The organism is Nostoc sp. (assembly GCF_036917355.1).
Lineage (GTDB): Bacteria > Cyanobacteriota > Cyanobacteriia > Cyanobacteriales > Nostocaceae > Nostoc.
The window spans coordinates 16,259-34,523 of the sequence record NZ_JBALDP010000064.1 but is presented as its reverse complement, the minus strand read 5'-3'; the positions used below and the strand labels follow the sequence as shown (position 1 = coordinate 34,523).

At 42.7% G+C, this 18,265-nt stretch carries 14 protein-coding genes and 1 pseudogene; 8 read left to right on the top strand and 7 right to left on the bottom strand.

Annotated features, from left to right (window positions below; genetic code table 11):
• Nucleotides 1-75 precede the first annotated feature (75 nt).
• From V7K53_RS20005 to V7K53_RS34090, 3 genes and pseudogenes are all read left to right on the top strand, one after another.
• On the top strand, nt 76-1,092 hold the full coding sequence (locus V7K53_RS20005; protein ID WP_335199229.1) for a Gfo/Idh/MocA family protein: 1,017 nt from the start codon (nt 76-78) through the stop codon (nt 1,090-1,092).
• Nucleotides 1,092-1,892: a type I methionyl aminopeptidase gene (gene map, locus V7K53_RS20000; RefSeq protein ID WP_335199228.1), complete on the top strand. Its 801-nt coding sequence runs from the start codon at nt 1,092-1,094 to the stop codon at nt 1,890-1,892. Before V7K53_RS20005 ends, map begins: the two co-directional genes overlap by 1 nt.
• A gap of 56 nt (nt 1,893-1,948) precedes the next feature.
• A pseudogene (locus V7K53_RS34090) lies at nt 1,949-2,564 on the top strand (Uma2 family endonuclease).
• 79 nt (nt 2,565-2,643) lie between these two features.
• Here the strand turns inward: V7K53_RS34090 and V7K53_RS19985 are convergent.
• The 4 genes from V7K53_RS19985 to chlP all read right to left on the bottom strand — a co-directional run bounded on the left by V7K53_RS19985 (nt 2,644) and on the right by chlP (nt 8,304).
• Nucleotides 2,644-3,996, bottom strand: coding sequence for a pentapeptide repeat-containing protein (locus V7K53_RS19985; protein WP_335199225.1), 1,353 nt, complete (start codon nt 3,994-3,996; stop codon nt 2,644-2,646).
• A gap of 334 nt (nt 3,997-4,330) precedes the next feature.
• Nucleotides 4,331-5,692, bottom strand: a complete 1,362-nt coding sequence (locus V7K53_RS19980) for a DUF3370 domain-containing protein (RefSeq protein WP_335199224.1) — start codon at nt 5,690-5,692, stop codon at nt 4,331-4,333.
• A 133-nt stretch (nt 5,693-5,825) separates the two neighbouring features.
• Complete coding sequence (locus tag V7K53_RS19975; RefSeq protein ID WP_335199223.1) at nt 5,826-6,665, bottom strand: GNAT family N-acetyltransferase; 840 nt, start codon at nt 6,663-6,665, stop codon at nt 5,826-5,828.
• A 418-nt stretch (nt 6,666-7,083) separates the two neighbouring features.
• Nucleotides 7,084-8,304: a geranylgeranyl reductase gene (gene chlP, locus V7K53_RS19970; RefSeq protein ID WP_335054864.1), complete on the bottom strand. Its 1,221-nt coding sequence runs from the start codon at nt 8,302-8,304 to the stop codon at nt 7,084-7,086.
• 193 nt (nt 8,305-8,497) lie between these two features.
• Between chlP and yidD the strand changes: the two genes are divergently transcribed.
• The gene (gene yidD / locus V7K53_RS19965; protein ID WP_335199222.1) at nt 8,498-9,004 is read left to right on the top strand and encodes a membrane protein insertion efficiency factor YidD; all 507 of its coding nucleotides are present in this window, start codon (nt 8,498-8,500) and stop codon (nt 9,002-9,004) included.
• Nucleotides 9,005-9,098: 94 nt separating this feature from the next.
• A complete protein-coding gene (locus V7K53_RS19960; RefSeq protein WP_335199221.1) occupies nt 9,099-10,115 on the top strand; it encodes a sulfate/molybdate ABC transporter ATP-binding protein in 1,017 nt (338 codons plus the stop codon).
• A 225-nt stretch (nt 10,116-10,340) separates the two neighbouring features.
• Here V7K53_RS19960 and V7K53_RS19955 read toward each other — a convergent pair whose 3' ends face one another.
• Complete coding sequence (locus V7K53_RS19955; protein WP_335199220.1) at nt 10,341-13,169, bottom strand: M16 family metallopeptidase; 2,829 nt, start codon at nt 13,167-13,169, stop codon at nt 10,341-10,343.
• A 397-nt stretch (nt 13,170-13,566) separates the two neighbouring features.
• On the opposite strand from V7K53_RS19955, the gene V7K53_RS19950 reads away from it, so the two are divergent.
• On the top strand, nt 13,567-14,034 hold the full coding sequence (locus V7K53_RS19950; protein ID WP_335199219.1) for a hypothetical protein: 468 nt from the start codon (nt 13,567-13,569) through the stop codon (nt 14,032-14,034).
• Between the two features lie 404 nt (nt 14,035-14,438).
• Here V7K53_RS19950 and V7K53_RS19945 read toward each other — a convergent pair whose 3' ends face one another.
• Complete coding sequence (locus tag V7K53_RS19945) at nt 14,439-14,915, bottom strand: Uma2 family endonuclease (RefSeq protein ID WP_335199218.1); 477 nt, start codon at nt 14,913-14,915, stop codon at nt 14,439-14,441.
• Between the two features lie 119 nt (nt 14,916-15,034).
• Here V7K53_RS19945 and V7K53_RS19940 point away from each other — a divergent pair, with 119 nt between their 5' ends.
• Nucleotides 15,035-15,424, top strand: coding sequence for a hypothetical protein (locus V7K53_RS19940; RefSeq protein ID WP_335199217.1), 390 nt, complete (start codon nt 15,035-15,037; stop codon nt 15,422-15,424).
• 3 nt (nt 15,425-15,427) lie between these two features.
• Nucleotides 15,428-15,844, top strand: a complete 417-nt coding sequence (locus V7K53_RS19935; protein WP_335199216.1) for a hypothetical protein — start codon at nt 15,428-15,430, stop codon at nt 15,842-15,844.
• A gap of 86 nt (nt 15,845-15,930) precedes the next feature.
• Here the strand turns inward: V7K53_RS19935 and V7K53_RS19930 are convergent, their stop codons facing one another.
• Nucleotides 15,931-18,024 (bottom strand): prolyl oligopeptidase family serine peptidase, encoded by a 2,094-nt coding sequence (locus tag V7K53_RS19930; protein ID WP_335199215.1) that lies wholly within the window; start codon nt 18,022-18,024, stop codon nt 15,931-15,933.
• Between the last annotated feature and the right edge of the window lie 241 nt (nt 18,025-18,265).

Below are 18,265 nucleotides of genomic sequence, written 5' to 3'. Positions count from 1 at the left end.
AACTGGTGAACCCCATGAAGAGAGAATCTCACCACTAGAAACGTGGGAAGATCAAAAACAGAACTAATGAGGATCATGTATAATTCAGAAGCAGCTTTGGAAAAAGCAAAAGTGCGTGTAGGTTTGGTAGGTACTGGGTATGCGGCAAAGTTTCGGGCTGAGGCATTGTTCCACGATGAGCGATCGCATATAGTCGCAGTTGTTGGTCATACAAGAGAAAAAACCGAAACCTTTGCCAGAGAGTACCAGATTGAAGTCTTGAATACTTGGCAAGAGCTAGTAGAGCGTGAAGATATAGACCTAGTAGCGATCTCCACTATTAATCGAGATCATGGGGCGATCGCTCGTGCAGCACTTACCAACGGCAAACATGTGATTGTAGAGTATCCTCTTTCGTTGGATGTATTTGAAGCTGAGGAACTGATTGCCTTAGCTAAAGCACAACAAAAACTCCTACACGTTGAACATCTGGAACTTTTGGGTGGTTTGCATCAAGCTTTGAAGCAAAACTTAGACAAAATTGGTGAGGTGTTTTATGTTCGCTACAGCACCATCAATCCTCAAAATCCTGCACCCCGCAAATGGACTTATAACCACGAGTTTTTTGGCTTTCCTTTAATTGGGGCCCTGTCTCGCCTACATCGCCTCATCGATTTATTTGGTACAGTATTTACTGTTAACTGTCACCAGCGATATTGGGAAATAGAACCGGAATACTACCAAACCTGTTTTTGCACTAGTGAATTGTGCTTTAACAGTGGGCTTTTAGCCCAAGTAGTGTATGGCAAAGGCGAAAGTATTTGGCAATCAGAACGCAAGTTTGAAGTTCACGGTGAAAAAGGTGGTTTAATTTTTGATGGCGACACCGGAATATTCGTCCAGCCAGGGGAAACAACACCTATAGAGGTTGGGCCTCGCCGGGGTTTGTTCGCCAAAGATACGAGTATGGTGTTAGACCATCTTTTTGACGGGACTCCTTTGTACGTTACCCCAGAGGAGAGCTTGTATACCCTAAAGGTTGCTGATACTGCACAAAGATCTGCACAGACTGGGTTAACTATGTTTATGAAAGATACTTTAGATAAAAGTTAATGAAAACTGAACTAATTGTTATTTTATCCCAACGAGAAATAGAGAAAATGCGTCAAGCTGGGCGTTTAGCAGCTAAACTTCTCCAGCATCTAGAACCCTTTGTGAAACCAGGGGTTAGCACTCTTGAACTAAATGATGAAGCCGAACGTTGGACGCAAGCGCATGGAGCAAAAAGCGCACCTCTTGGCTATAAGGGTTATCCTAAATCGATTTGCACTAGTGTAAATGAGGTAATTTGTCACGGCATTCCCAACGCCAAGCAAATTCTTAAGGAAGGTGACATCATTAATATTGATGTAACGCCGATTGTTGAAGGTTATCACGGCGATACATCAAAGACATTCTTTGTTGGTACTCCTTCCCCAAAAACGAGGAAGTTGGTAGAGGTGACAGAAGAGTGTCTCCGTCTGGGTATTGCTGAAGTTAAACCTGGGGCACGCATTGGAGACATTGGTGCAGCCATTCAAGAGTATGCTGAAGGACAAGGCTTTTCTGTAGTACGAGATTTCGTTGGCCACGGCATCAGTAACATTTTCCATACTGCGCCGGATGTTCCCCATTATGGTACACGCGGTAAAGGCAAGCGCCTCAGACCAGGGATGGTTTTTACTATTGAGCCAATGATTAACGAAGGTACTTACGAAGTCGAGGTTCTCGGCGATAAGTGGACTGCGGTAACGCGCGATCGCAAGCTTTCTGCTCAATGTGAGCATACCTTAGCTGTAACTGAAGACGGCGTTGAAATTCTCACCCTTCCTGAAGGTGTGAATTACTGGAACCTAGATAAAACAGCTAGTTAGAATAATTAAGAGCAGCAATACCTGCTCTATTTCTGAACCTGGAAGGACAAATCTTGATGGTTTCAGCCACTATTAATATAAGCAATCTTAGCTCTGAGGCATTCGTTGCTGGCTATCTGGATGATGTACGCTACGAGTTCATCGATGGAGAACTAATCGACTTGGAACCCCCTGGACTTCATGAACAGGTAGCTGGGTTGATTAATCGTAAGCTCAACGTCGCAATTGATCTGCTCAACTTGCCTTGGTTTATTCCCATGAAATGCCTGATTTAAACCATTAGGTCAAAATTCAGCCTTTAGACCCGATGTTGTGATTCTCGATCGGACGGGTTTGGCGAATGAGCCATTATGGAAAACTGAGCCAGTGATTACACTAGGCAAATCTGTAAAATTAGTCGTGGAGGTTGTCAGTACCAATTGGCAGAATGACTATGCCCGGAAAGTGGAAGACTACGAAGCTTTAGGTCTTGGGGAGTATTGGATCGCAGATTATCTAGGGCTAGGAGGCAAACGCTACATCGGTTTATCTAAGCAACCTGTAATCACGATTTATCAGTTAATCGATGGAACTTATCAAGGACAACAGTTTAGGGGAACAGAACGCCTCATCTCCCAAACATTTCCACACCTGAATTTGACCGCAGAACAGATATTTGTTGCGGGTCGCTAGAGTTAGAAATTGGGGAACGCATAGCACTCTCTGGAGAGAAGTATTTAAACTGTTTAAAGGTAATCCAAAATTCGTATAACTATCTTCCCAACTTATTGGGAATACCTTCACAACCACCAGGAATAGTACCTCTAGTTTTTTCGCCACCCCAAGTGCAACAGTAGCAACGTGCAGACTCAGACATCCGTTGTACGTTGCTGAAATCGGCATTTTCTACCACAGCGCCGGTTTGTTCGCCGGTTTCATAATCCGGTGGTTCGGTGCGACTGCGGGGTGATGCTTTATCTACTACACCATAGAATAAGCGAATCCCGTTGATATCAGCATCATTGAGATTCGCACCATATAAAATTGTGCGGGAGAGGTTGGCTTTTACTAAATCACAACCGCTCAGATTGGCACGGACAAGATTAGCTTCGCTGAGGTCAGTCCAACGTAAATCAGTACCAGAAAGGTCTGCTGCGGCTAGCATTACGCCTAAATCGATAACGCGCACACCTTCGAGGCGGTCTTCTGCATATCCGCCAGTTCCATCAAGAATGGCTCGACCTAATAAGCGATCGCGTTTTAGAGGTGACAGCAACTTGGAACGTGAGAGAAACCGGAGAATTTTCGCTTTCCCACTACCATCAACACTACTTAAAATTGCCGCAGTGCGTCCTTCCGCGATCGCTCTTTCTTGGGGCCAATCTTCTAATAATCCTTCTTCATCTAATACTAAGTCGGAAACGCCTTGGAAATAGGAATCGATTGTCTGTTGCTGGGTGATAATATTTTGCTGAACTGTCAGCAGGTTTTGCTGAATTGTCAAGTCTTTGGAAATAACATATTGTCGCCACGCCACGTAAACAGCAATGATGGCGATGAGAATTTGTCCCAAAGCGCCAAACCAATCAGCGAGAGTTCCAGCAATGTCCCAGTTAATTTTGCGTCCTAAAACAAGCAAGCGATCGCCTACACCTGTGAACCTGATTAAGCCGATTATGGCTACTAGTAATCCCAAAAAGCCCACAAACAGGGTGCGTTCTTGGGGTGAAAACCACTCGTCTAATACTTCTTGCAACCAAGGCAATAATATCGCCAGGGATAACAGCAAAGCCATCAGCGTTCCGATAATGCCGACAATCCAATTATTGAGGATAATTCCAATAAAGGTGGTAGCGATCGCGATTAGAGTAATCAGCAATGCCCTCGGCTTAACTGTAAATTGCTTGGTAGTGGGTTGCTTGAAGTCAGAACGGGCTTGTTTGAGAGCAGTTGTATGTTGCGGAGATTGCAAAGATGCGATCGCCGCTAGAGCTTGTTGTGTCGCTAGTGCTTCTGAGTTTAGGTTCTTCTCAGCTGCACCACCGTCAAAGTCATCTGGTTGCGAATCGTTTTCGAGGCCTGGTTCTGGGGTTGGTAGATTAGAGGAATTGGATTCAATCGTCATGTTTTCTATTTTGCCCCAGTAGATTAAGAACAACATCTGTTTTATCAGAAATTGCACTCAACTCAAGACCTGTATTCCATACAATACTTCTCGGTTAAGGGGAAAAGGAACTCATGTTAAAGGGGAAGGGGAAAATACAAAACCTTTATCCTTTCCCCCCGCCTCTTATCCCCAGAGGGGACCCCACCTTCCCCTTTTCCTGACTTCTGCAAGAAGTCTAATGTCTTTCATGCAAGAATTTTGTTAACGCAGTGGTAGCGAGTCTATATATTCCTACGTCGAAGCAAGCTACGCAGGGCGTCTCTTAGACATCATCATTTTAAATTTTAAATTGTTAATTTCGATCTACAGTTTGAATTGTCAAAATTTGAGGAGGCGTAGCATCAGGTGGGTAGAGAAAATCCACTTCTACCAGTCGCCGCTGTCCAGGAGATATTTTTAATTGAGCAAGCGGTTCTCCCATCTGTCCCCGTTGTTGAACTAAATGCCAATATTGGGTTCTGGGTAAGCCATTATCGTCGTTGTAGCGAATACGAACTGTGCCTCTGAAAAAGACAGATGGTGCGGGTGGTGAAAAAAAGCGAAGCCCTGGTTTACTTAACTCATCTTCTTTAATAGGCGTTTGGAAAAGTACATTTATAGTTTGCGGCTTATCCGTATTGTTGAATAATGGTAGAGAGATGTTGTATTCAATACCGTAGTTGCCGTGAGCTTCGTAAGCAGTACCAGGATAACGCGCTACAAGTTTAGCAGTTTGGTTTTGTCCCGTACCCATTTTGCCAGCCAAAAGGGTGCTTAAACCGTAGGAAAAAGCTTGTCCTGATTCGGGAATTGTCAGGTATGAACTATTAGAGTCGGTAACTTGTGCTTGCCAACGAGAGCCAACAGCTACCCCCGCTACCCGTCCGTAAATTTCTTTTGCCCCTGTAAGCTGATCTGGAGGACTGGGAGCCGGTTCACGGGGCCCAGCAAAATCACCATTTTCTAATAAATTCTCCCATTCTTCTAAAGTAGGCGCTCTTTCACTACCATCGGGATTGGGTTTGGCAAACATGGCCAGGTTTGCCATATAAACAGGACGATCGCTATACAAACGTAACAAAGTAGAACGTCCATTCAATGGCGGCGTTAAAGTCCGCACTGGAATTGGATGATTCATTAACATCCGGCTTTGTTTTGGTGGAATTACCAACTGGGCTGGCCATCCTTGTCGTCTGACTCGCAGCACATCATTCATTACGCGATCGCCCGGCCCAGCATAAATGTTTCCCGAATTATTTGACAGCATGGGAGGAAGCTTGACAAAAGGTGCATCAGGTTGACTCACATAACTAGCTGCTTGCAAGATGTTGACAGTTGCAGAGCGATCGCTGGGATTATAAACAATCACCCCCAAATAAAGAGTCCGCAAATCATTTGGCGTCTCAATCGCTCTAGCAATATGGTGAGAAAATAAATCAAACCTTCCCTGAAATGGAAAGTTCAGGTGGGCGCTAGGCACTCTTTTGCCTTGAGGAGGAAATGTAGACAGCAGAATTCCTTCACTCTTAACTACTTCTGGGTTATTACTGTTAAATACTGGTACTTCGTCAAGATGTCCTGTTAAAGGTCTTGTTTGTTGGGGAACGAAGATTTCTTGCGGTGCAGGAGAAGGCGATGCTTGAGCCAAAAACAAATAGGAAATAAAATTAAGCATTTATTCAAAAAGCAATTTATCGCTGAAGTTCAGAATACAGCATACCTAACCTCCACCCAAGCATGACAAGTTAGAGGAGGTTTGCCAAAACTTTCACCAAAGTAATTTAATTGGAGCGATCGCTTTATTCTGCTTACTGCTTCAAGGTGAATGAGTATTCGTGCCAATCGCTTAGGGGGCGATACCCAATCGCTTGATAAATATGATTGGCTGTGAGATTGGCTAAATCTGCCATGAGCAAACAATCGCGGCATCCCTGGTCTAGCAGTTTTTGGCTTAACGCTGTGACACAGGCAGTGGCATATCCTTTGCGACGATACTCTGGTGGTGTATAAGCTAAATTGATCCGACCAATTGTAGGTAATACTTGTTTACCAGACGCAACCGAAACTGGAGTGCTATCAACCCAAAAATAAGTATTCTGCTGTTTCAACCGATTATCTACTTGGTGTTCGACATCTTCGCTCACCGCCTCATCTATCTCAGATAAAAATGCAGAAAGCCACTCGATCAACAGAGAGCGATCGCCTTCAGTTGCCAGTCTAAGATATCCACTGGCCGTTGAGACTTTTTGCAGTGCCGTTAATTGGTAAATTTTCATTACCACCGACCGTTGATAGAATTGTTCTGTCAGCCCTTGCCAAGTCTGCGAGAATATTTCTGCCTCTTTAGCCAGTCCCATGCTTCCTGGCAGTTGCTCTTGACGTAAATCTTGAGCAATCAACCGCAAGGCATCCATATTCTGGGCTTTGGATAGGATCAATTTTTGGGGTGGGGTGCGGATGGCAACAGCCAGAATTTCGCCACTTGTTTGGACAATTGCTAAATAAGGCTTACGCAGATAACGTTCTGGGTTATGCAACAAGGTATGCGAAATACTGAGCAAAACATTATTTTCTACCTGATGCTGGAGTAAGTAAGCCTGAGTGCAGTGCCAGAATTCCTGAATGTTGTCGAATCGATTTAGTTGCATGATTTGCCTTCCTTACTAACCAAGTACAGCATTTCATTAAATTCATAGCGAATTAAATTTGGCAATATCCTCCAATGACAATGCGTCGGTCGCCTTGTTAATACGTAGGCTTGTATTGTTAAGGCGTTGGCCGCCTTGTTAATGCGTCGGCTTGCATTAAAAACACTACATTTTGACGCAAAACTGTACTAAGTTAAGAGTTGCGCTATCTAGAACTTCGAAAACTAACCCTTTCAAGGTGACTCATAAAATCTCTTTTTTCTCTCTGGTTTCTCTCTGGGCTGCGCCAGTTGCTACCCTTCGGAAACATATATTATGGGGTGAGCATCTTGCCCGCCCTGATTCATGAGCGTGCAGGATGTCCACCCCACAAAATTGAGTAATTTATTTGTTGGAATTCCCAGTCCTTTGCCCTCAATTAAGGTGCAAGGGCATTACCCCGAATTAGGCTACCAATAGTTTTGGCAGTAATCTTCAATTGGGTGATGGGATTAGCCGGGACAACCGTTTTATACAGATAGCTATCGAATGTTAGCCGTTGTACATCGAGGTCATCGCACATTTCCACAAAGGCTTCGCGGGTGGCGTCAGAACGATAGAATACGGTTTGCAGAATGTCCAGCACCTTGTAGGTGAGTCCGTATCTTTTATCCCAACGCTTCAGGTAAACCTTGAGGTCGCCTTCTGTAGGAATACGGCTACCACCATTAGATGTTTCCACAATGGTTTCAGCACACATCCGCCCAGATTTAGCGGCAAAATAAATACCTTCACCAGAGGACTTGGTAACATAACCAGCAGCATCTCCCACCAAAGCGATGCGACCGACAACACGACGGGGACGGGGATGTTCGGGAATGGGGTGGGCTTCTACTTTGATGATTTTACCGCCAGCTAGCTTTTCGGAAGCACGAGCGCGGATACCAGCTTGTAATTGTTTGATGCTGGCCTTATTGATGTGCATTGTGCCAGTACCGACAGCTACGTGGTCATATTTGGGGAAAACCCAAGCGTAGAAATCGGTAGAAACGTCATCACCGACATACATTTCGGCGAGATCGTTATAGTAGGCCATTTTGTCTTCGGGTAAGCGAATTCGCTCTTGGAAAGCGATCGCATAATTGTAATCCCCAGCGTCCATTTCTTTGGCAACGCGGGAATTAGCCCCATCCGCCCCAATGATTAGATCCACCTTCAGGGTTTTGGCAATTCCCTGTGATATCCCATCTGTGTGGTCAATGTAATGAATCGTATAGGGATCGGTATTGTTTCCTGGTATATCGAGTTTATGAACAGTGGCATTAATTAAATTTGCGCCTAGTTTGGCCGCGCGATCGCGCAAAAAGCCATCTAGCACTTCCCGGCGGCACATTCCTATATATTCATCTTCATTTACCAAATTGATATCAACCTCGCGATTGGAAGGCGAAATCATTTTCATCTTCCGTACCCGGCGATCGATAATCTCTGGTGGTAAGTCAAATTCACTCACCATACACAGGGGAATTGCGCCCCCACAAGGCTTTGCATTGTCTAGCTTCCGCTCAAACAGGTAGGTTTCAATCCCAGAGGCTGCCAGTGTTTCAGCGGCAGATGAACCAGCAGGGCCTGACCCAATAACAGCAACCCGTAGTGTCAAAGGTCTTTCTCCCAATCTTCACATTTACCGAGAGCATACTACCACGGTCTTTCTAGTGATTTGGCGCTTTTCCTCCAGGTTTCTGCACAAATGCAATATTCCTTAATGTTTCGATACGAATTAGAGTTGGGTATTGGGCATTGGGCATTGGGAAGAATGAAGAATATTGCCTACCTAGTCCCCAGTCCTCAATATGCAGATTTCCTTATTCGATTCTTTTACTAGACAAGTTAGTACTGCCGCAATTAATGGATATCAAAAACATATTTCTCCGCACAAAGGTTTTGCTTGTGCCCACAGAATACTATATGGCGGCGAATCTTGCTCTCAATACATCAAGCAGTTAGTTGCCAAGGAAGGGTTAAAAGCAGCTTTTGTTAATTCCCGCGAACGATTTCAAGCTTGCAAGCAAGCCAATCAAATTTTGCGAATCCATAGCGAAAACTCAGAAGAATCCACAGAGGAGGAAGCAGACACGCAGCAACGACAAACATCTGGTAAAGTTACTCAAAAATCCTCGTTTATTAGTAGCGACAATACCAACTGTTTTGATTGTGCCGATTTGGGCTGCAATTGTGCTGAAATGGCTACCGTGATTCCTGATTGTGGTTCCCTAGATTGTGGTACTGCTGATTATAGTTCCCTAGATTGCAGTGGGGCTGACTGTAGCTTCCTCGATTGTGGCAGTTGCGGTAGCTAAATCTTGTTCATCCATAAATAACGATATATGGTATATGTAGGACACAGTAATCCTACCAAGGATCTGTAGATTTAGTTGCAGAGGTATAGTAGCAGTGGGTATAGTAGTTGAGAACGTCTCCAAACAATTCGGGAGTTTCAAGGCAGTCGATGAGGTCAGCCTAGAAATTAAGAGTGGTTCGCTAGTTGCTTTGCTAGGGCCATCGGGATCGGGTAAATCTACGCTACTACGGTTAATTTCAGGTTTAGAAATGCCAGATAGCGGCAAAATCCTGCTTACCGGTAAGGACGCTACATACCAAAGTGTGCAACAGCGAAATATTGGCTTTGTATTTCAGCACTATGCCCTATTCAAGCATCTGACTGTTAAGCAAAATATTGCCTTTGGCTTAGAAATTCGTAAGGCACAGCCAAAAAAAATTAAGGGGCGGGTGGAACAGTTACTCGAATTGGTGCAATTGAGTGGACTAGGCGATCGCTATCCATCACAACTTTCTGGTGGTCAAAGACAACGGGTAGCTTTAGCCAGGGCATTAGCAGTAGAACCTGAAGTATTATTGCTAGATGAACCCTTTGGCGCACTCGATGCGAAAGTTCGCAAAGATTTACGGGCATGGTTACGCCGCCTCCATGATGAGGTTCATGTTACCACAGTTTTTGTCACCCACGACCAAGAAGAAGCAATGGAAGTCTCCGATGAAGTTGTGGTCATGAATAAAGGGCGTGTGGAACAGGTAGGGACACCATCTGAAATTTACGATAATCCTGCCACCGCATTTGTAATGAGCTTCATCGGCCCGGTGAATGTTTTACCCAGCACCTCGAAGATTTTTCAAAGCAGCGGCTTTGATACGCCACACCCAGAAGTATTTTTGCGCCCGCAAGATGTGATTTTAGAAAAGGTTGCTAACGGTACAACTACGGCTGCGACAGTAAGCCGGTTGATACATTTGGGTTGGGAAATACAGGTGGAATTAACTTTCGATGACGGGCAAGTGGTGATGGCGCATTTAACACGCGATCGCTTTAATGATTTAGAGTTAGAACCTCTACAGCGAGTGTATGTGAAGCCAAAGGATGCAAAGTCCTTTCCAGTGTCTTATTCAATTTGAAGGAAGCAGGGGAGCATACTTCTCTACGAGAGGCTGCGCCTTAAGCGTAGCTATGCCGCAGGCTTTACGACTACGCTCAGTAACCGGGGGAGCAGGGGGCAAAAAGTAATATTAGCCATCCTAAATCATTCGTAAACAATCAAATCCCCGACTTCTTAAAGAAGTCGGGGATTTTGTTATTGTAATTTTTACCAATCAGATAGGATTGTTATTTATCTGAAATAATTAGCTACCCTTGGTTACACTATCTCCAGGCCCGGCAGTGACAATCACTAGATTTTCTGGCTTAATTAAATCTTCAATTGCCTGTTGCATATTAGCCATAGTAACTGCTTGAATCCGCTGGGGAAACTCTCGGATTTCTGAGCGTGAAAGCCCCAAGACAGCATTATCCAAAATGATACTTGATACATCACTAGGATTAGCTAAATCCACAGGGTAGCTATTGGTAATTGAGCGTTTTGCTGCGTTGAATTCAGCCTCAGTTACTCCTTGCTCGCGTAACTGTTTTAGTAGAGCGAGAGTACTCGCGATCGCTTTTTGGGCATCTCCAGGAGCAGTTTGCATTTGAATCAAGAACGGCCCAGGATTGATTCCGGCGGCAAAACCACTATATATACCGTAGGTTAAACCTTGGCGATCGCGCACTTCCGTACCCAGGCGGCTTGATAAGGTATCACCACCCAAAATTTGATTTAGCACCAATGCCGCATAATAACGCGGATCTTTCCGAGAGATGCCGTTGTAGCCGATGTAAGTGACAGCCTCAGCTTTACCGGGAATTACTTTATTTAGTTGTGTCAAAGTTTTCGGAAATGGTACGGTTGGCATTTTGAGAACAGGTGGCTTACCTGTGGCTTGCCATTTACCAAATACTTCATTTAGCAAAGCTTTTACCTTAACTGAATCAAAGTCTCCAACTAAAGCGATTGTCGTAGTATCCGGTCGGTAGTGTGTCTGGTAGAAACTAAGCAAATCATCACGAGTAATAGTCTTTAAACTCTCGGCTGTGGGAAAGCTGTGGAATGGATGGTTTTCAGGGTAAATTGCCTGTTGGAATACTTGCCTTCCCAAACCTCTAGGGTCATCCAGTTGGACTTTCAGACTTGTCAATGCCCTTTGGCGACTTAGTTCCAACTGATCGGCGGGGAAAGTGGCGTTTTCTAACACATCTGCCAGAGTTTGAATCAATATTGGCAAATTTGCTGAAAGTCCCTCACCGCTGACGTTAACTCCCTCACGGCTAGCACTGAAGCTCAAACCGGCTCCCAGGTCTTCTAAGGTTTTTGCTAGGGTCAGAGCATTTTTAGTCTGCGTCCCATTCATTAAGTTGCTTGCAGTTAGATTTGCTAATCCAGCTTTTTGATTGCCATCAAATTCAGCACCAGCGTCAACTTGTCCGCTTAAATTAATAGTGGGAAGATTGCGATCGCTCAACAGCAGAACCTTCAAACCATTATCTAAGGTAAACTCTTCTGGTAGTGATTGTTTATTAGAATCTGTCTCTGATGTGGCAGGTGGCAAATATTTCGCCAGTTCTGCCGGATCTACAGGCTTACCGGGGCTAAAATTTTCCACCGTGCGTCCAGAACCAGCGCTAGAAGTTCCTGGTTTACCATCTGGTTGAGTCGGCTCAAAGAAACCGATGGTTTGTTGAGCCGGATTGAGGTAAGTTTTTGCAGCTTTCTGAACTTGAGCAGGAGTCACTTTCGCGATCGCAGCCAGATACCTTTCAATAAAACGATAATCCCCTGCGATCGTTTGGTTATATCCCAGTTGATTAGCCTGACTAGTGATATCTTGGTTTCCCAAAATATACGAAGCTTGCAGTTGAGTCTTCGCTCGCTTCAACTCTTCTGAGGTGACAGGCTGCTGTTGCAATTTTGCTAAAGATTCCTGGAGTACCTGGGCAATTTTCCCCAACTCTTGACCGGGAGCCGCTGTAGCATCAATTTCATACCAACCCGGTTCGATGAGTTCGGCAGCACCACCACTCACTGAACTTGCGAGTCCAGATTCCACCAAAGCCTGATAAAGTCGAGAACTACGTCCACCTGTAAGAATCGCATCCATCAAATCAATTGCTGGAACATCAGGATGTTTGATATCTGGCAGAGGATATACCGCTTGCAACAGTGCTGCACTTCCAGGTTGCTTGAGGACAATCGGTGCTTTTTTTGCAACAGGGGTAGATGGGGAAGCGTCAGCGATAGAATTAGATGCTAAGAAACGATCGAGTGCTCTGGTTGCATTATCAACTGCTTCATTCTGTAACCTCTGGTTTTTTGCTCGTTGCGATAACTTACCAAAAGTTTCTTGGACAACTTTGAGTGCAGGTTCTGTAGCAAAATCCCCAGTAATTACCAACGTGGCATTTTCTGGACTATAGTAGGTTTGGTAATAATTCCGCACCTGCTCTACCGTAAATTTCTCTACATCAGCTTTTGTGCCTCCCACCGATAAACCATAAGCTCGATTAGGGAAAGCAGCCCGCATCACTGCCCGCTCCAGGCGATAACCTGGCGAATTTTCGTATCCCTGTAACTCGGAGATCACCACCCGCTTTTCACTGGTGAGTTGTTCAGTCCCAATTAAAGAGTTTTTCATGCGATCGGCTTCTAGTGTCAGCAGTGCTTCCAATTTGTCTCGCTGCACTGTGCCAAAGTAAGCTGTTTCGTCATAACTAGTAAAAGCATTGAACTGGCTACCCAAAGCACTAAACAACCGTCCAAACTGTACTGGGCGCTCAGTTGTACCTTTGAACATCAAATGTTCTAACTGGTGAGAAATGCCATTCTCTCCTTTATCTTCGTTGCGTGAACCAACTTTATACCAAACTTGTACGCTCACGACTGGAGCAGTATGGACTTCCTTAGTTAGCACCGTTAAACCGTTGTCTAATACCGTTTTTTGCACTCCTTGGGTGAATGAGACAGTAGAGACAGGTGTAGGTGCTGTTGGTGTTGCAGCATTAGTGAAATTGCCTGACAAAGGCACGATAGTTAAAAGAAAGCTGAAGAAAAATCCTAGAAGCATGTATGAGCGCCGTTTCATAAGCAATGTAAAATTTCCAATTTTAAAATAAAACCCCAAAGGGTATTTCAAAATTTAAATCTAACTCAAGTTGCTAGTTATGGAGGGAATAAGACAAAAATGGAATCAAATCCCCTCAAAATAAATGTGCCAGCAGATGATGTATAAACTTATTGCTACACTGCTTTTTTACCCACAGCATATCTGGGTGCATTTGTTAAAACTACCCAAGAGTTATCAGGTGCAGCGATAAAACTTTTACGGAATATTAGAAATTATTGCAAATAGATTAACAAGCATTGCAATGTGTTTCATTTTACACGATTGTGGCAATATCTACTTTTAAAATTGATTTGATACCTATTGTCATCCTATTCGGGTAAGTATCTCTGTCAAACTAGCAAAAACTTTGTTAGATATGCAAACAATAAACTTAATTGGATCGTTCACATTAGGTATGCTGTTAACAGCAATACCTGTATTATCAGCTAATGCCTCAGAAGTAGTACCAAACTTATACCAGTTTCAAGGTAAGAACGTCAGCATTAGTTACTCAACGACAAGCTTTATTGGTAAGCCCCTTTTTACTTATAAAGATAAGCAACAGACATTAAACTTTCAAGGTACTGAGCAGATACGTCGTGTAGAAACAGAAATTGGTACACTAGTAACTGTAACTCTCCGTAGGACAGTAGATACTGGCAATACCATATTTACTTTGATCTTACCCCGTGTAAACCTTGGAAAGAGCAAATCAGCCGCAGTAGAAACTAAGGGAATTACAACAACAAACCTCTTTTCTGTGATTCCTAAATTCAATCAGGGGCAAAGACAAACTTATACGACAATCCATTTGACTGGTACAGCCCAAGCTGTTGCGTTTTAAGTGCACAAGAAGGATAAAGATATTAAACTTATTGCTCGCATTGGAAAAAGTGGTAATACTGTTTGGTTAAAGCAAGACGCGATGAATGGCCGTCTCTACAATAATTATTATTTCGTAGAGAGGGTTATTTATCGCATCTTTAATAATCTAGAATTTTCATTAAAAAATCTTAACCGAGTCGTATTGAGGGTGAAGGTAAATAATTGTTTGCCTTCACCATTATCACTTAACTTTTTGTCAAGGTTAATATTGCGTTATTGATGAAATAGATGATAATTTAAATTAAGTTTCTTTTTATTAAATCTTTATTAAAGATTATCAATACTTTTAAGATACATTTATAAATAAGTAATTTAGGCGATGCCTACGGCGGTAAACTACGCTCTCTCCTCTATTCTCTACAATTACCGTTTAATTTGCTTAGGAAAGTTAGGAACTAATAAAGATTCTTCTAATTCCCCTTGCTCATTATAGAATTTAATTTGACCTTGCTCATTACATAACCATACTTCAATAGCTTGAGCTTCTAAATATAAATTTCTTTTAAATTCCATTTCTTCCAAAGTGTTACCAGTTGATTTGACTTCTACACAAATTTCTGGTGCAATAGAAGCTGATACTTCATCTTCAATTTGAGAAAATCGTTCTTCTGAACACCAGACGACATCAGCAACTTTCACACCGTCTAATGTGTTGATGGCACATTCTGGCATTACTTCTCCTGTATTCAATAAAGATTCCAATAAACGTTGGATTCTTCCTTGATAAAAAGAATGTTTAATTTTGACTGGACTCATTACAATTTGTCCCCATTTATTTAATTCAATTTTGAAGGGTAAATCTTGTAATTGTTTGTGTTCGCAAACTTCTTCCCATTTCATAATTAATATTTGCCTAGAGTAATGATTTAATTTTAACTCATCTATTAAGATTGAGACTCACCCTCTGATTGCAGATAAGAGAGTGGAAGGAAACCCAGCCCTACTATCTCAATTAATTCATGAAGATTATTGAACAAAACCAGCATCAGCTCCTTTTGCGTTTCCAAAAATCGCTTTGGGGTGTATTACTCATTAGTATAACTTTGATTCCATTTGGTCTTTTTCTCTGTTTATTGGGGTTGGTATTCCAGCGTGCTGATTATCCTGGAATCATCGCCGTAGTAAGTGGATGCGTAATGCTTACAATCAGTCTATACACAATAATTAAAGATACAGAAATTACTACTTATACCTTTGATAAACCCAAAAATTATATTCTCTGGGAAAGACACAATCGATTTGAAATTTTACACACAAAATCTGTTGAGTTTCCGTGTCATATTATTTCAGGTATTGAAGTAGAAGATGTCAGTGATTCTGAAGGAGGAATAGCTTTTTATCCGAGATGAATTTTGGCATCAATCTACTGGCATTTTTATCTAAAGTCTGATGGTAGCTATGAGAGTGCTGTAAGTATTGCCAAAACGATTGCACAGTTTTTATATATCCCCTATTTTGCTCAGAAATCGGAAGCACCTACTTCAACGCTTGATATGAAAATTATGGCAAACCGACAATCTGGGCAATCTTCTTGGCAATACCTAGAAAATCAAGTAGAGCTTTTGCGGCAACAGTTAGAGCATCATCCTAACAAGCCAGACATTCATCAAGACTTAGGAATTTCGTTGTACTATCTGAATAAATGTATACATCGAAAGAAAGCAGTTACGCATCTGCAACAAGCAGAAAGATTATTTGAGTCTAGAGAGGATAGCGATCGCGCAGCTATGGTAAGGGTAATGACAGCGCTTGTAAGTTGGAGCTACTGATATCGGGGAAAACTTTTTGTGTAAATTGATTATTGATTCAGTTAGTTTAGCCTCCTAGAGTGGGCAATGCCCACCCTACAAAGTTGCTAAACTTCAACATCTAAAGCACGTACCAAAAAAGCCCATTTGTCTGCGGCTTCCTCGATAATTTTAGCCGTGGGTTTACCCGCACCATGTCCGGCTTTCGTCTCAATTCTAATTAGCGTTGGTGCATCACCAGCGTGAGCCTCTTGCAAAGCCGCGGCAAATTTGAAACTATGAGCAGGGACAACGCGATCGTCATGATCGGCTGTGGTAATTAAGGTTGCTGGGTAAGCTGTATTTGGTTTGATGTTATGTAATGGCGAATAAGCATACAGCGCTGGAAACTCTTCTGGATTATCCGCAGAACCATATTCAGAAGTCCAAGCCCAACCGATGGTAAATTTGTGGAACCGCAACATATCCATGACACCGACTGCTGGTAAAGCTGCACCAAACAAATCGGGACGTTGCGTTATACAAGCACCAACTAATAAACCGCCGTTACTACCACCTGCGATCGCTAGCTTCTCAGTCTTAGTATACTTGTTAGCAATCAACCACTCAGCAGCCCCAATAAAGTCATCAAAGACATTCTGCTTTTTATCCTTGATTCCTGCTTGATGCCATTCTTCGCCGTATTCTCCACCGCCGCGGATATTAGGCATAGCATAAACACCACCCATCTCCATCCACACCAACAAACTCACAGAAAACCCAGGTGTCATTGAAGCATTAAAACCACCATAAGCATAGAGATAAGTAGGGTTATTTCCATCTAATTTAATGCCCTTTTTGTGGGTAATAAACATTGGTACCTTAGTACCATCTTTGCTGTGATAAAAAACTTGTTTTGTCTCGTAATCATCAGGATTAAAATCGACTTGTGGTTGACGGAAAACCTCACTTTTTCCTGTCACCATATCGTAGCGATAAATAGTGCCTGGTATGGTAAAGCTGGTAAAACTATAAAAAGTTTCAGTATCATAACGCTTACCACCAAAGCCTCCGGCTGAACCGAGTCCGGGTAGTTCTACCTCTCGAATAAACGCACCTTTTAGGTCAAAAATTTTGATTTGACTGTGAGCATCTTTGAGGTAATCAGCAACAAACTGATTATTAAGTATACCGACACTTTCCAAAGTTTCTGCTGATTGGGGAATGATTTCTTGCCAATTTTCTGGTGCAGGGTTTTTCGTGTCAATTGCAATAACTCTTCCCCTTGGTGCATTTAAATCTGTGCGGAAATAAAAGACACTATCATCATTGTCTATAAAGCTGTAATCTGCCTCAAATTGGTTAATTAATTCTATGACTTCTGCATTTGGGTTAGTTAAATCTTTGGAAAAAACCAAATTTTTAGAATCAGTACCTAGCCAAATTGAGATTATTAGATAGTGCCCATCTTCAGTAACGCCACCACTAAAGCCCCATTCTTTTTGATCGGGACGATCGTAAATTAGTACGTCTTCTAACTGAGGTTTACCTAGTTGATGATAGTAGAGCTTTTGATAATAGTTAACATCTTCTAATCTAGTTTTTTCATTTGGTTCATCGTAGCGACTGTAGAAAAAACCTTGATTATCGTGTGTCCAAGATGCGCCAGAAAATTTAATCCACTTCAGGTGGTCTTGGAGGTCTTCACCAGTTTCAACATCGCGTACTTTCCACTCTTGCCAATCAGAACCGGAGGAAGATAGACCATAAGCTAAAAGTTTACCATCCTCGCTAATGGACAATCCCGAAAGAGCAACAGTGCCATCTTCTGAGAGTTTATTGGGATCGAGTAAAACTTGGGGTTGGTCATCGAGGGTTTTCAAGGTGTAAAAAACACTTTGATTTTGCAGTCCATCATTTTTGAAATAAAAGTAGCGTTCGGTGGAACCGTCTCGCAGAGATTCGCCTTCTTTAAAAGGAATACCGTATTTTTCATAATCCCAAAGTTTGGTGAGGCGCTGTTTAATTTTTTCCCTAGCAGGAATTTCACTCAGGTAGCCAAAAGTAACTTGATTTTGTGCCTCAATCCAAGTTCTTGTTTCTTGGGAGTCAGGATCTTCTAACCAACGGTAAGGATCTGCGACTAAAGTACCGTGGTAATTATCAGCTTGATTGCTCTTATGGCTAGTTGGATAAGTGAGGGATTTTTCAGAAGAAGGCATAGTCTTAGGTCAAAGTGCTTCTTTACATACTACAAAGATAGACCCAAGACTTGGGGCAATACTACTCGGTTTTTGGATTTTGAACTCAGAATTGGTTTTGGGGAAAAGGTTAAAGGGAAAAGGTTAAAGGGAAAAGGTTAAAGGGGAAAGGTTAAAGGGGAAAGGTTAAAGGGGAAAGGTTAAAGGGGAAAGGTTAAAGGGGAAAGGTTAAAGGGGAAAGGTTAAAGGGGAAAGGTTAAAG

What these genes read in the sequence shown, in the direction of transcription:
- V7K53_RS20005 (WP_335199229.1), top strand. Translation starts at nt 76, where the DNA reads ATGTATAATTCAGAAGCAGCTTTGGAAAAAGCAAAAGTGCGTGTAGGT.
- map (WP_335199228.1), top strand. Translation starts at nt 1,092, where the DNA reads ATGAAAACTGAACTAATTGTTATTTTATCCCAACGAGAAATAGAGAAA.
- V7K53_RS19985 (WP_335199225.1), bottom strand. Translation starts at nt 3,996, where the DNA reads ATGACGATTGAATCCAATTCCTCTAATCTACCAACCCCAGAACCAGGC.
- V7K53_RS19980 (WP_335199224.1), bottom strand. Translation starts at nt 5,692, where the DNA reads ATGCTTAATTTTATTTCCTATTTGTTTTTGGCTCAAGCATCGCCTTCT.
- V7K53_RS19975 (WP_335199223.1), bottom strand. Translation starts at nt 6,665, where the DNA reads ATGCAACTAAATCGATTCGACAACATTCAGGAATTCTGGCACTGCACT.
- yidD (WP_335199222.1), top strand. Translation starts at nt 8,498, where the DNA reads ATGCAGATTTCCTTATTCGATTCTTTTACTAGACAAGTTAGTACTGCC.
- V7K53_RS19955 (WP_335199220.1), bottom strand. Translation starts at nt 13,169, where the DNA reads ATGAAACGGCGCTCATACATGCTTCTAGGATTTTTCTTCAGCTTTCTT.
- V7K53_RS19950 (WP_335199219.1), top strand. Translation starts at nt 13,567, where the DNA reads ATGCAAACAATAAACTTAATTGGATCGTTCACATTAGGTATGCTGTTA.
- V7K53_RS19945 (WP_335199218.1), bottom strand. Translation starts at nt 14,915, where the DNA reads ATGAAATGGGAAGAAGTTTGCGAACACAAACAATTACAAGATTTACCC.
- V7K53_RS19940 (WP_335199217.1), top strand. Translation starts at nt 15,035, where the DNA reads ATGAAGATTATTGAACAAAACCAGCATCAGCTCCTTTTGCGTTTCCAA.
- V7K53_RS19930 (WP_335199215.1), bottom strand. Translation starts at nt 18,024, where the DNA reads ATGCCTTCTTCTGAAAAATCCCTCACTTATCCAACTAGCCATAAGAGC.